The following is a 13,234-nucleotide window of genomic DNA, read 5'->3' as shown; positions in this document are numbered from 1 at the left end:
ACCCCGTGCAGCGAGAAAGGGTGAACACGGTCTTAATCAGACGGCCTCAAACAAACAGTCTTAGTCAGGAAGGGTTAATCGAGATTTACGTGCCCCCCGATCAACCGCGCGTGATTAAGTATCGCCGGAGTATGGCAAAAAAGAGCCGTTGGATACCACCCCTTAAGAGCTGTGGTTAACGAACAAGGGCCTCGCAATTGGCGAAGCCCTTGTTATTTCTATTAAATTTTTATCCGAGCAGGCTTGAATCAGCGGGTGAACACCCGGCGCTGCTGCTGCGATCGGGCCGGAGCCGGTGCAGGCTGCGGTCCGCCGAACAGCCGCTCGAAGAAGTTGAAGCCGCTGCCGCCGTTGTCATTGTTCATTGCGACACCTTGCGGAATGTCGCCCTTCGGCCGGGCGTAGCTCGGCTGGGCGTGGGCCACCACCGCTTCCAGATCCTTGCTCTGGCTATTGCGCAGGATGGCAAGCATCTGGTTGTCGCGTCCGTAGACATCCTTGCGGAATTCCAGCTTGCCGGCGTCATCGACGAAGGCGGTCTGGTAGGTGATGTTCACCGGGATCGGCGTCGGAAACTTCAGGTCGATCTCGCCCGAGCCGTACATGCCGCGGATCCGCTCCGGCGTATAACGTTCGTTCGGCATCGTGATGTTGAGCAGGGTGGCCGCATACTGATCCGGATTTTGCACTCGCATGCAGCCGTGGCTGAAGGCGCGCTCGTCCCGGGCGAACAGGTTTTTGTCCGGGGTATCGTGCTGATAGACCAGGAACTTGTTGGGGAAGTTGAAACGGATGCGGCCCAGCGCATTGCGCTCGCCCGGCGGCTGCCAGACGCGGATGCTGCCGTCGCGGCTGCGCTCAAGCTTTAGTCCGATCCGCTCGAGGGCACCCGGATCCTGCTGCAGCGCCGGCAGATATTCGTTGTAGATGATCGACGGCGGCACATTCCAGGTCGGATTGACCGTGATGTACTTCATTGTTTCGGTCAGCAGCGGCGTCGCGTGATTGCCCGGTTTGCCGGTGACCACCCGGGTGGTCCAGACCTGCTGGCCGTGCTGCATCACCTTGAGCGTGTAGTCCGGGATGTTCAGGATCACATAGGCATCGCCGATCGCGGGGGCCCCGAGGTCACGCGGCAACCAGCGCCAGCGCTCCATGTTGACGCGGACAATGTCGATCTGCCGGTCTTTCTTCGGGCTGTTCAGGGCGCGGACAGTCTGGGCGTCGAGCACGCCGGTGGTCTTCAGGTCGCTGTTTGCCTGGAATTTGCGGACGGCCGTGGCGACCTTCTCGTCATAACGGGTGTCGTCGGTGTTTTCGGTGAGGCCGAGGCGGGCGCGCAACTGCGGCACCCGGGGATCTTCCATTTCCACCGCGGCCTGCTTCTTGCGGGCGGGCGTGAATTTCAGCGTCTCGCCGTCGGGAATCGGCGCGGCCTGGGTTTCGGTCTTGCCGCGCAACTCGGCAAGCTTGGCCTTCAGCGCGAGGTAGCCCTTGTGCTTGGGGTTGTAGCTGTCGAGTGCCGCCGCGACGTCCTTGGTGGATGCGAGTTTGGCGATCACCTCGCCCGGATCGATCGGATGCTCGGGATACAGGATGTCGCCGCTGACCTGCGACCAGTGCATCCGGCCACTCTGGGCCTGCCGGGCATAGTCGAGCACACTCGCCATCAGCTTGAGTTCGGCTTCCGCCTGGGCGTCCGGCGTGGTCGCCGCGGCGAAATCCGGTGTCGGGTAGTCGGCGGGATTGAGGCCGTCGCTCGCCGCGTCCTGAAGGCGCGCGATCGTGGCCTTGGCACGGGCATTGACCGCGCCGCCTTCCGTCAGCACCGGTGCATACTCACGCCCTTTGTAGAATGCTTCGACAGCGACACGTTCGGCCTTGCGATCGAAAATCTTGGCGCCCTTCGAGCCGATCAGGTCGCGTAATTTGTCGGCGACCGGTTGATCGGCGGCGGGGACGGCGGAAGCGGCCTGAACCGGGGCGGGCGTCGGGGCCGCGTCTTTCGTGACCGCCTCCTTCGCAGGTTCAGCGGTCGCCGCCGGCTGGGCTGCGGTTTCGGGCGCCTTGTCGGGGATGCTCGCGGTCGCGTCTTTCTTCTCGATTGCGGCTGGCGCGGCAGCGGTGGTGTCGGGCTTGATATCGGCTGCGGTCGGGGGCGGTACATTGGCCGGCTCTGGCATCGGCACCGCGGCATCGATGGCCAGTTCGGCGGCGCTTTTGGCTGGGGGTGGAGCGGAGGGCGACTGGGCCAATGCGGCTGTCGACGACACCATGAGGAACGTCGCTGCGACCGCGCTCAGCATGCGATCGTATCGGCCATTCGAAGCATTATGCATTCTTGCACCCCTTGGTGATGAAATCCGTCCGGGAGGGAGCAGACCACCGTGTTCTAAAGTTCCGCCGGTCAAAGCTCCGACTTCACTCACTTCTGGCAACAACCGATCACAAAGGTGCCGGTTTTATCTCGGCATTTTGCACCACAACGCACAAGCAAGGCATATACGTGGCCGACACAGGCGGCTAGCGCCAGCGGATCAACTCACGCAAAACTGACTGCAATTCGGGCGTTCTTGCAACGGTTTGCGCGCCTTGACGCGCGCTTTTCCTTGGTCTGTCACCATGCCGCAACGGTTCAATTGCAGCGCAATATTCGCCCGACAGCGAATCGGCCGGAAAAGCTTCGCCGGCTCAACACGATGTTGCCGAGAATGGCGTGACGTCAGTCGCTGTCGGCGGAGGTCTCCGTGCCTGCCTCGTCGAGCTTGCGATAGAGTGTGGAGCGGCCGATCTTCAGCCGCCGGGCCACTTCCGACATCTGGCCGCGATAATAGGAAATCGCGAAACGGATGATCTCGGCTTCCAGCTCTTCCAGCGGACGGACCTCGCCGTCTGCGGCCAGCATGGCGAGGCTCCCGGCCGCGGGCATCGGTGGCGCGATCGGGATGTCGGCGACGACGGAGGGCAGGACGGGAGAGGCCGGCGCGACGGTCAGCGGTGCGCTGGGCACGGTCGCCGGCGCGGGCATGACGGCATGGGGAGCGGCCTGGACCGCGACCTGCGGAAAATCGGCGATGCCGAGCTGTTCACCTTCGCTCATCACCACGGCGCGATAAACCGTGTTTTCGAGTTGCCGGACATTGCCGGGCCAGTCGGCTTGCGACAACAGCGCCATCGCCTGTCCGTCGACGCCGGTGATGTGACGGTTCTCCTCGGCGCAGAAGCGCGCCAGGAAGTGTCGCAGCAGATGCGGAATGTCTTCACGCCGCGCTCGCAGCGGCGGCAGGGTCAGCGGCAGCACGTGCAGGCGATAGAACAGGTCTTCGCGGAAGTGTCCGCCCTTCACATGGTCGAGCAACTGACGGTTGGTCGCGGAAATGATCCGGACGTCGACCTTGACCGGCCGGCGGCCGCCGACCGCCTCGACCTCGCCCTCCTGCAGCGCGCGCAGCAGCTTGACCTGGGCCGATAGCGGCAGTTCGCTGACTTCGTCGAGGAACAGCGTGCCGCCGGAGGCTTCGACGAACTTGCCGGTGTGCTTTTCGGTGGCGCCGGTGAACGCGCCCTTCTCATGGCCGAACAGGATCGATTCCACCAGGTTCTCGGGGATGGCGCCGCAGTTCACCGCCACGAACGGCTTGCTGCTGCGGTCGCTGGAGCCATGGATGGCGCGGGCGATCAGCTCCTTGCCGACGCCGGATTCGCCCTCGATCAGCACCGGGATGCCGGATGAGGCGGCCTTCTTCGCCGTCCGCAGCACGGTGTCCATGGCCTCGCTGCGGGTGATGATGTCCTTGAACGTCAGTTTGCCTTCGCGGCTGTGCTTGATCCGCTGCAGTTCGCCCTTCAGGGCGCTGGCGTTGAGCGCGTTGCGAAGCGAGACCTGCAGCCGCTCGGCGCCGACCGGCTTCACCACGAAGTCTTGGGCGCCCGCACGCATGGCTGAGACCACATTGTCGATGCCGCCGTGCGCGGTCTGCACGATCACCGGGATATTGATGTTGGCCTCGCGCATGCGCGCCAGCACCCCCATGCCGTCCAGGCCGGGCATCACCAGGTCCAGCACGACGGCGTCGATGTCCGGCGTATCGGGTGAAATCAGCGTGGCGAGGGCCTCGTCGCCGCTCTCGACCACCACCGCCTCGTACCCGAATCGCTGCACCATGTTTTCGACCAGACGGCGCTGCACCGCGTCGTCGTCAGCGATCAGAATACGCGTGGGCATCACTCAACTCCTGTCCCGAATTGGGGCAATGTGGAGGTAGAACGTTAAGGCGCTGTTAAGACCCGGCAACCGCGATCCAATATCAACAGCTCAATCGTGATGATGCCCGTGTGCCCGCTTGTTCGCCGGCACCCGGCGCGGCTTTGCCACGTCGGTCGGAATCATCACCACACGGCCGTAACGCACGCCGCGTTCGGCGATGATGTGATCGGCGAAATGCTGCACCTCGGAGCTCGCTCCGCGCAGGGACCTCGATGCAGTTGTCGTCGTCGAGGTGAACGTGTGATGTGACCAGCACCGCGCCACTGACGAAAACTCGACCTGTTTGCTGACGGCGACCTCGGCGATCTCGATGAGGCAGCACTGGCAGTCCGGGCGGATAGCGAGTGCCTTCGTCCGGACTATCTAGGGCCAAATGACTCGCTTTTCATCAGATCGTCATCGGAACGGCGGTTGATCGACCCCGCTCGGCGCACATATGCTGTGGGCGGATGTGGTCGCGGCGAAGGTCGGGCGGCATCTCTTCGCCTGTCCTTCCAAGCCGAGACAAGGTTCACGCCGTTCATGCCAGCGAAATCAGCGACCCGACGCGCCACCAAGACCATCGCGAAACCTGCCAGGAAGAGCGCAGCCAAGAGCCCGGCCAAGTCCGCAGCCAGCAAATCCGTCGCAAAAACGTCGGCCGGCAAACTGCCGGAGTGGAACCTGGCCGATCTCTATGCCTCGATCGATGCGCCGGAGATCGCGCGCGACCTCGACAAGCTCGACGCGGACTGCGTGGCGTTCGAGGGCGCATACAAGGGCAAGCTGGCGGACGGCGTCGCCGCGGCGGACGGCGGCGCATGGCTCGCGGCCGCGGTGAAGGCCTATGAGGCGATCGACGATCTCGCCGGGCGGCTGGTGTCGTTTGCTGGTCTCGTTCATGCCGGCAACACCGTCGATCCGGCGATTTCGAAATTCTACGGCGATGTCTCGGAGCGCATCACGGCTGCGTCCGTGCATCTGCTGTTCTTCACCCTCGAGCTCAATCGCATCGACGATGCGGTGGTCGAAAAGGCGATGGAGACCGCCGCGCTCGGATACTACCGGCCGTGGCTCGAAGATATTCGCAAGGACAAGCCGTATCAGCTGGAAGACCGCATCGAGCAGCTGTTCCACGAAAAATCCATCAGCGGCTATGCGGCATGGAATCGGCTGTTCGACCAGACCATCTCGGCGCTGCGCTTCAAGATTGCCGGCAAGGATCTCGCGATCGAGCCGACCCTGAACTTGCTGCAGGACCGGGAGCCGGCCAAGCGCAAGATCGCGGCGCAGGCGCTGGCGAAGACCTTCAAGGCGAACGAGCGCACGTTCGCGCTGATCACCAATACGCTCGCCAAGGACAAGGAAATCTCCGACCGCTGGCGTGGGTTTGGTGACATCGCCGATTCCCGGCATCTCTCCAATCGCGTCGAGCGCGAGGTGGTGGATGCGCTGGTGGCCTCGGTGCGCGCGGCGTATCCGCGGATCTCGCACCGCTATTACGCCCTGAAGGCGCGCTGGTTCAAAAAGAAGACATTGCCGCACTGGGACCGCAATGCGCCGCTGCCGTTCGCGGCGACCGGGACCATCGCATGGCCCGATGCGCAGGACATGGTGCTGAACGCCTATGGCGCGTTCTCACCGCAGATGGCTGACATCGCCAGGCGATTCTTTGACGATCGCTGGATCGATGCGCCGGTGCGGCAGGGCAAGGCGCCGGGCGCATTCTCCCACCCGACCACGCCGTCGGCGCATCCTTATGTCCTGCTGAACTACCAGGGCAAGCCGCGCGACGTGATGGTGCTGGCCCACGAACTCGGCCACGGCGTGCACCAGGTGCTGGCGGCGCAGAACGGCCCGCTGATGGCGCCGACGCCGCTGACGCTGGCGGAGACCGCCAGCGTGTTCGGCGAGATGCTGACCTTCAAGCAACTGCTGGCCTCCACCAAGGCGGGAAAACAGCGCCAGGCGCTGCTTGCCGGCAAGGTCGAGGACATGATCAACACCGTGGTGCGGCAGATCGCGTTCTACACCTTCGAGCGCGCTGTTCATACCGAACGGCGCAATGGCGAGCTCACCGCCGAGCGGATCGGCGAGATCTGGCTGTCGGTACAGGGCGAAAGCCTGGGACCGGCGATCGAGATCAAGCCGGGCTACGAGACCTACTGGATGTACATCCCGCACTTCATCCATTCGCCGTTCTATGTCTACGCCTATGCTTTCGGCGACTGCCTGGTGAACTCGCTGTATGCGGTCTACGAGCGCGCCGCCGACGGGTTTGCCGAGCGTTATCTCGCCATGCTCTCGGCAGGCGGCACCAAGCACTACTCGGAGTTGCTGCAGCCGTTCGGGCTCGACGCCAAGGATCCCACCTTCTGGGACGGCGGTCTCTCCGTGATCGAGGGCATGATTTCCGAGCTGGAAGCGATGGGATAACGGTCGGGCGGCAGAATTGGCTCCAGCGCGATGGGTAGTCTCATCGCGCCGCGTGGTTTCCACATCGTGAAAAACCCTCGCAGGGCCATTGCATGCCTCTTATACGGGCGGTTTAATCGCCCGTATAAGATTTCGGCAGGCGTTGCCCTTGCTGCGCAATTGGGCTAATTGCCGGTACCTTTTAAGGACTGGAGGGGACCCCATGGCTGACCATAGCGAAGTTGCCTACACAACTGCGGACGGCAACGATTACCCGGCGCACGAAGCCACCTACGAGGGCTTTCTGAAATTTGCGACGTGGGGCACGGCCGCGGTCATCGCCATTGTCGTCCTGATGGCGATCTTCCTCGTCTGAGCATTTCCGTTCACGGGCATTCGGCCGGTCTTTATTAAGATATCGGCGGTGCTTTAAGTTGTGCGCGACCGATCGGCCGCGGGAGGCGTCATGAAAATTGCAATTGCCAAAGAAATTGATGCTGCAGAGCCGCGCGTCGCCGCGGTGCCGGACTCGGTGAAAAAATTCAAGGCGCTCGGCGCCGAGGTCGCGATCGAGCCTGGCGCGGGCATCAAGTCCGGCGTGCTGGATGCGGACTACCAGGCCGCCGGGGCGACCGTCACAGCCGATGCCGTCAAGGACGCCGACATCGTCATCAAGGTGAAACGCCCCGAAGCCAGCGAGCTTGCCAACTACAAGCGTGGCGCGCTGGTGATCGCGATCATGGATCCCTATGGCAACGACGCGGCGCTGAAGTCGATGGCGGATGCCGGCGTGTCCGCGTTCGCGATGGAATTGATGCCGCGCATCACTCGCGCGCAGGTAATGGACGTGCTGTCGTCGCAGGCAAACCTCGCCGGCTACCGCGCGGTGATTGAAGCGGCGGAAGCCTTCGGTCGCGCCTTTCCGATGATGATGACGGCGGCTGGCACCGTGCCCGCCGCCAAGGTCTTCATCATGGGCGTCGGTGTCGCCGGCCTGCAGGCGATCGCGACCGCGCGGCGGCTCGGTGCGGTGGTGACCGCGACCGACGTGCGCCCAGCGGTGAAGGAACAGGTGGAATCGCTCGGCGCGAAGTTCGTCGCGGTCGAGGACGACGAGTTCAAGCAGGCGGAAACCGCCGGCGGCTACGCCAAGGAAATGTCGAAAGAGTATCAGGCCAAGCAGGCCGCGCTCACTGCCGAACACATCAAGAAGCAGGACATCGTCATCACCACCGCACTGATCCCGGGGCGTCCCGCGCCGCGGCTGATCAGCGCAGAGATGGTGCGCTCGATGAAGCCGGGGTCGGTGCTGATCGATCTTGCGGTGGAACGCGGCGGCAATGTCGAAGGCGTCAAGGTCGGCGAAGTCGCCGATATCGGTGGCGTCAAGATCGTCGGCTTCCCCAATCTGGCGGGGCGGGTTCCGGCCTCGGCGTCGGGTCTCTATGCGCGCAACCTGTTCTCCTTCATCGAGACGCTGGTCGACAAATCGACCAAGGCGCTGGCGGTGAATTGGGACGACGACCTCGTCAAAGCCACCGCGCTGACCAAGGACGGTGCCGTGATCCATCCGAATTTCCAGCCGAAAAGCGCATAAGGAACGCCGCCATGGAGCATGCTGTACAGCTCGTCGATCCGTTCGTGTTTCGGCTGTCGATTTTCGTCCTCGCTGTCTTCGTCGGTTATTTCGTGGTGTGGTCGGTGACGCCCGCGCTGCATACCCCGCTGATGTCGGTGACCAACGCGATTTCGTCGGTCATCGTGGTCGGCGCACTGCTCGCGGTCGGCGTCGCACTTGCCGGCGACAGTGAGGCGTCATTGTGGGCGCGCGGCTTTGGTTTCGTCGCTTTGATTTTCGCATCAGTCAATATTTTCGGCGGCTTCTTGGTCACCCAGCGCATGCTGGCGATGTACAAGAAGAAGCAGAAGTAAGCAGGGGCCGTCATGAACGCCAATCTTTCAGCACTGCTTTATCTGGTCGCCGGAGTTCTCTTCATTCTGTCGCTGCGCGGGTTGTCGAGCCCGGCGTCGAGCCGGCAAGGCAACTTCCTCGGCATGACCGGTATGGCGATCGCCGTGGCCACCACGCTGGCGGCGCATCCGCCATCGGGAGGCTCCGGCTGGATCCTGGTGATCCTCGGCATCGCCATCGGTGGCGGCATTGGTGCTGTCATCGCGCGCCGTGTGCCGATGACCTCGATGCCGGAATTGGTCGCCGCCTTCCACTCGCTGGTCGGTATGGCGGCGGTGCTGGTGGCGGCGGCGGCGTTCTACGCGCCCGGCGCCTTCGACATCGGCACCCGCGGCAACATCCATGGCTCAAGCTTGGTTGAAATGTCGCTCGGCGTTGCGATCGGCGCGCTGACCTTCACCGGCTCGGTGATCGCGTTCCTGAAGCTGTCGGGCAGGATGAGCGGCAAGCCGATCATCCTGCCGGCGCGCCATATCATCAACATCGTGCTCGGCCTGGCTCTGATCTTCTTCATCTACGGTCTTGTCGTATCGCAGAGCACCCTGGACTTCTGGCTGATCACCATCATCGCGCTGGTGCTCGGTGCGCTGCTGATCATCCCGATCGGCGGCGCCGACATGCCGGTCGTGATCTCGATGCTGAACTCGTATTCCGGCTGGGCCGCAGCCGGCATCGGCTTCACGCTGGGCAACTCGGCGCTGATCATCACCGGCGCCCTGGTCGGCTCCTCGGGTGCGATCCTGTCCTACATCATGTGCCACGCGATGAACCGCTCCTTCATCTCGGTGATCCTCGGCGGCTTCGGCGGTGAATCCGCCGTGGCAGGTGCGGGGGCCGGTGGCGAAGCCAAGCCGGTCAAGCTGGGATCGGCCGATGACGCGGCCTTCATCATGAAGAACGCCCAGAAGGTCATCATCGTGCCGGGTTACGGCATGGCGGTGGCGCAGGCCCAGCACGCGCTGCGCGAAATGGCCGACAACCTGAAGAAGGAAGGCGTCGAGGTGAAGTACGCCATCCACCCGGTGGCAGGCCGCATGCCCGGGCACATGAACGTGCTCTTGGCGGAAGCCAACGTGCCCTACGACGAGGTGTTCGAGCTCGAAGACATCAATTCGGAGTTCGCGCAGGCCGACATCGCCTTTGTCATCGGCGCCAACGACGTCACAAATCCGGCGGCGGAAGACGACAAGACCTCGCCGATCTACGGCATGCCTGTGCTGCAGGTCTGGAAAGCCGGCACCGTGATGTTCATCAAGCGGTCGCTGGCGTCGGGCTATGCGGGTATCGATAACCCATTGTTCTATCGCGACAATACCATGATGTTGCTGGGCGACGCCAAGAAGGTCACCGAGAGCATCGTCAAGTCGATGTGACGGGCCAACCGGCTCACTCAATAAGTGCCAAAACAGAACTTATGTGATTAGCTCCCTGCATGAGATTGCAGGGAGCTAAATCATGTCTGAGGCTGTCAGTGTTGATACCGGAACCCACGAATTGCTGTGTTCCGTGCGCGACCGCGTCGCCACCATCACCTTCAACCGCCCCGAGGCGCGCAACTCGCTCTCCGACCACCTGACACCGGCGCTGCGGCGCATGGTCCGGCAAATGGGCGACGACCCCGCGATCGGTGCGGTGCTGCTCACCGGCGCCGGCACCGCGTTCTGCTCCGGCGGCGACGTCAAGGGCATGGGCGGCCGCGGGTCCCTGAAAACCGAGACCCCGTTCGAAGAGAAGGTCGCATTGCTGCGCGAACGCCAGCGCACCCTGACGGGCGTGCTGGTGAGCCTGCGCAAGCCGACCATTGCCGCGCTGCCGGGGCCGGCCGCGGGGGCCGGGCTTGCGATTGCGCTAGCTTGCGACATCCGCATTGCGGCCGAGACCGCCGTCATGGCGACCGGCTATGCCCGGATCGGCCTGACCGGCGACTACGGTGTGTCGTGGCTGCTGACCCGGCTCGCCGGCACCGCGCGTGCCCGCGAACTGATGTTCCTGGCCGATAAGATCGATGCCCGCCGGTGCGAGGCACTGGGTCTCGTCAATCGTGTGGTGCCCGATGCGGATCTGCAGACGGAGGCTTTCGCGCTGGCCAGCCGGCTCGCCAATGGTCCGGGCGCGGCGTATGCGGCGATCAAGGACAATCTCGATCAGGCCCTGATGGTGGATTTCCTCACGTCGCTGGACCACGAAGCCGAGAACATGGTGAGAGCGGCGGGCACGGCCCAGCACAAGGAAGCCGTGCGGGCCTTCATCGAGAAGCGGCCGGCGAATTTCCAGTAGGTCGCAGATCGCGGGCAGGCGACACGGTCAACAGGGAACGCTAGTCTTTCGATTCGGCCGCTGCGGCGGCAGAGATGAGGGAGACCAGCATGAGCGTACACGGTCCGATGCCACGCTCGTCTTGGATGTTCCCGTCGCTGGCCGTCCTGTTCTTCGCTGCGACCGTTGTCTTCGGCCTGTCCTACAAGCCGGGCGCCGGCGGTTTGGTTTTCGCGGCCGTGCTGCTGGTCATCCTGTTCGGTACGGTGTTCGCCGCCGTTCATCACGCCGAAGTCATCGCCGAGCGGATCGGCGAACCCTACGGCACGCTGCTGCTGACGCTCGCCGTGACCATCATCGAAGTCGCCCTGATCGTCACCTTGATGCTGGGCGAAGGCTCCAATTCCGCGCTGGCGCGCGACACCGTGTTCGCAGTGGTCATGATCGTCTGTAACGGCCTGGTCGGACTCTGCATCCTCGCCGGCGGTTTGCGCTTCCGCGAGCAGGATTTCCAGGTCTCCGGCGTCAATTTGTACCTCTGCGTGCTGATCGTGCTGGCGACCGTCACGCTGATCATGCCGAACTACACGCTGGCGGCACCAGGGCCGCTCTATTCCACAGCCCAACTGACCTTCGTCAGCATCGTCACCATCGTCCTCTATGGCGTGTTCCTCTATACCCAGACCGTCCGGCACCGTGATTACTTCATTGTCGGCCAGATCGAGCAGAGCGGGCCGGACTCGCGCACTTCGAACCGGACGCTGCTGATCAGCTTGTCTCTGCTGCTGGTGTCTTTGCTGGCTGTTGTGCTGCTGGCGAAGAAGTTCTCCATCGTGGTCGACGCCGGTGCGGCGATGATCGGCGCGCCGCCCGCCTTCGCCGGTGTGCTGGTGGCGCTGCTGATCCTGCTGCCGGAGAGCGTTGCCGCGGTCGCCGCCGCCCGCAAGAACGACCTGCAAAAGAGCATCAATCTGGCGCTGGGATCGTCGCTGGCGACCATCGGGCTGACCATTCCCGCCGTCGCGATCGCGACCTTTGTGCTAGACAAGCCGCTGGTGCTCGGGCTTGGAGCCCGGGAAATGGTGCTGCTGATCATGACCATCCTGATCAGCATGCTGACGCTCGGCACCGGCCGCACCAATATCCTGTTCGGGCTGGTTCACATGCTGGTGTTCGCGGTGTTCGTGTTCATGGTGTTCGCGCCCTGAGGGGGCCAGCGGCAGTGACGATCCGCGTCCTGTCGGCGGCTTCGAAACAGATTTGTCATCAGCCGTGATGAGTTTGCGGTCTTTGCCACCGAACCGTCGCAGTTGATCCCTCAATCGGCCCTAAAGTTCCCGCATCAAAACCCCGGGAAAAGGCGGGTCTTGCTGGGTCATGCTGAAATACGTATCGCAGTTCTTCCTTCAGATATTTCCATCGGTGATCGCGACCGTCGTCGGCGCGTACATCGTTAACCATTACATTATCCCCAAGGCGGGATCCGATGCGCCGAAGGCTGCCGCCTATTCGAAGGCCGCGCCGGGCGCTAGCGATGACCAGGGTGCGATCGACGTCACGCCCAAGTCTGAGACTGCGAAGTCTGAGACTGCGAAGTCTGAAGCCTCGGCGGCTCCGGACAGCAAGCCGGATGCCAAGGGCAAAGCCGTTGAGAAGCCGGTTGAGGCAGCCAAGGCCGATACCAAGGCCTCCGCCGACGCGAAACGGCCGGCTCCGCGCGAGAAGGCCGCCGTGCGAATGGTGCTGCCGCCGACCAATGAGACCGCCACCGCATCGATCGCGCCCGCAGCTCCAGCCCAGACCGATGAACGCCGCGACCGTGATGCCAACGAACTCGCCCGCGCGGCGATCGAGCGCCTGCGCAACTCGGGGGAGGCGACGCGTCCGGCCGAGCCGCAGCATGCCCTGGAGCCGGTTCGCGAGCCTGTCCGCGAAGCGGTTCGTGAGGCACCACTCCCGGCGTCCCGTGAGCCGGTGCGCATGAACGTTGTCGCCGTTCCGCCGGCTGTCCAGCCGCGCACCGCCGCCGTGCAGCCTCTGCCGCCGCCGGTGACCGTGATGGCGCCATCAGTGGAGGCCAGCGTTGGCGATGTCCCGCAGGCACCCCCGCTTTATGTGCCGCCGCCGCGGCGTATGGTCGACGCCAACCGCTTGATCCCGCCCGCCGACATTCCCGCAGCCCGGCCGCCCATCGATCTTCAGCCGGCGTCGACGCGGACTTCGGTCGCTGACGATGTGCTGTCTGCGGCGCGCTCGGTCATCCACACGATTGTGCCGCAATAGCGCGGGTTAAATTCAGGAATGAACGATACGGGCCTTCGGGCCCGTTTTTATTGGCGTTAAGG

At 63.7% G+C, this 13,234-nt stretch carries 11 protein-coding genes; 8 read left to right on the top strand and 3 right to left on the bottom strand.

All coding sequences use genetic code 11. The features are described 5' to 3' along the window. Window positions 1-248: 248 nt before the first annotated feature. The 3 genes from RS897_RS04650 to RS897_RS04640 form a co-directional block, all read right to left on the bottom strand. Window positions 249-2,339, bottom strand: a complete 2,091-nt coding sequence (locus RS897_RS04650; protein ID WP_315835424.1) for a L,D-transpeptidase family protein — start codon at window positions 2,337-2,339, stop codon at window positions 249-251. Window positions 2,340-2,722: 383 nt separating this feature from the next. Next, window positions 2,723-4,225, bottom strand: a complete 1,503-nt coding sequence (locus RS897_RS04645; protein WP_315835423.1) for a sigma-54-dependent transcriptional regulator — start codon at window positions 4,223-4,225, stop codon at window positions 2,723-2,725. A gap of 90 nt (window positions 4,226-4,315) precedes the next feature. Further along, window positions 4,316-4,531, bottom strand: coding sequence for a hypothetical protein (locus RS897_RS04640; protein ID WP_315835422.1), 216 nt, complete (start codon window positions 4,529-4,531; stop codon window positions 4,316-4,318). Window positions 4,532-4,789: 258 nt separating this feature from the next. On the opposite strand from RS897_RS04640, the gene RS897_RS04635 reads away from it, so the two are divergent. From RS897_RS04635 to RS897_RS04600, 8 genes are all read left to right on the top strand, one after another. Further along, window positions 4,790-6,682 (top strand): M3 family oligoendopeptidase, encoded by a 1,893-nt coding sequence (locus RS897_RS04635; RefSeq protein ID WP_315835421.1) that lies wholly within the window; start codon window positions 4,790-4,792, stop codon window positions 6,680-6,682. 202 nt (window positions 6,683-6,884) lie between these two features. Then, entirely contained in the window at window positions 6,885-7,037 is a 153-nt protein-coding gene (locus RS897_RS04630) for an aa3-type cytochrome c oxidase subunit IV (RefSeq protein ID WP_315835420.1), read from the top strand. Window positions 7,038-7,127: 90 nt separating this feature from the next. Then, window positions 7,128-8,258: a Re/Si-specific NAD(P)(+) transhydrogenase subunit alpha gene (locus tag RS897_RS04625; RefSeq protein WP_315835419.1), complete on the top strand. Its 1,131-nt coding sequence runs from the start codon at window positions 7,128-7,130 to the stop codon at window positions 8,256-8,258. Between the two features lie 11 nt (window positions 8,259-8,269). Then, a complete protein-coding gene (locus RS897_RS04620) occupies window positions 8,270-8,593 on the top strand; it encodes a proton-translocating transhydrogenase family protein (RefSeq protein ID WP_315835418.1) in 324 nt (107 codons plus the stop codon). Between the two features lie 12 nt (window positions 8,594-8,605). Further along, entirely contained in the window at window positions 8,606-10,006 is a 1,401-nt protein-coding gene (locus RS897_RS04615; protein ID WP_315835417.1) for an NAD(P)(+) transhydrogenase (Re/Si-specific) subunit beta, read from the top strand. 82 nt (window positions 10,007-10,088) lie between these two features. Then, entirely contained in the window at window positions 10,089-10,910 is an 822-nt protein-coding gene (locus RS897_RS04610) for an enoyl-CoA hydratase-related protein (RefSeq protein WP_315835416.1), read from the top strand. An 89-nt stretch (window positions 10,911-10,999) separates the two neighbouring features. Then, complete coding sequence (locus tag RS897_RS04605) at window positions 11,000-12,097, top strand: calcium:cation antiporter (RefSeq protein ID WP_315835415.1); 1,098 nt, start codon at window positions 11,000-11,002, stop codon at window positions 12,095-12,097. A 169-nt stretch (window positions 12,098-12,266) separates the two neighbouring features. Then, window positions 12,267-13,172 carry a cell envelope biogenesis protein TolA gene (locus RS897_RS04600; protein WP_315835414.1) on the top strand — a complete coding sequence of 302 codons (906 nt, stop codon included), beginning with the start codon at window positions 12,267-12,269 and terminating at the stop codon, window positions 13,170-13,172. Window positions 13,173-13,234 lie beyond the last annotated feature (62 nt).

It is taken from the genome of Bradyrhizobium prioriisuperbiae (assembly GCF_032397745.1).
Lineage (GTDB): Bacteria > Pseudomonadota > Alphaproteobacteria > Rhizobiales > Xanthobacteraceae > Bradyrhizobium_A > Bradyrhizobium_A prioriisuperbiae.
Note: the sequence above shows the minus strand (reverse complement) of the source record. Positions and strands in the feature narration are given on the sequence as shown.

Coding starts and splice junctions, on each gene's coding strand:
- RS897_RS04600 (WP_315835414.1), top strand. CDS start 12,267: ATGCTGAAATACGTATCGCAGTTCTTCCTTCAGATATTTCCATCGGTG.
- RS897_RS04650 (WP_315835424.1), bottom strand. CDS start 2,339: ATGCATAATGCTTCGAATGGCCGATACGATCGCATGCTGAGCGCGGTC.
- RS897_RS04625 (WP_315835419.1), top strand. CDS start 7,128: ATGAAAATTGCAATTGCCAAAGAAATTGATGCTGCAGAGCCGCGCGTC.
- RS897_RS04605 (WP_315835415.1), top strand. CDS start 11,000: ATGAGCGTACACGGTCCGATGCCACGCTCGTCTTGGATGTTCCCGTCG.
- RS897_RS04635 (WP_315835421.1), top strand. CDS start 4,790: ATGCCAGCGAAATCAGCGACCCGACGCGCCACCAAGACCATCGCGAAA.
- RS897_RS04645 (WP_315835423.1), bottom strand. CDS start 4,225: ATGCCCACGCGTATTCTGATCGCTGACGACGACGCGGTGCAGCGCCGT.
- RS897_RS04620 (WP_315835418.1), top strand. CDS start 8,270: ATGGAGCATGCTGTACAGCTCGTCGATCCGTTCGTGTTTCGGCTGTCG.
- RS897_RS04630 (WP_315835420.1), top strand. CDS start 6,885: ATGGCTGACCATAGCGAAGTTGCCTACACAACTGCGGACGGCAACGAT.
- RS897_RS04615 (WP_315835417.1), top strand. CDS start 8,606: ATGAACGCCAATCTTTCAGCACTGCTTTATCTGGTCGCCGGAGTTCTC.
- RS897_RS04610 (WP_315835416.1), top strand. CDS start 10,089: ATGTCTGAGGCTGTCAGTGTTGATACCGGAACCCACGAATTGCTGTGT.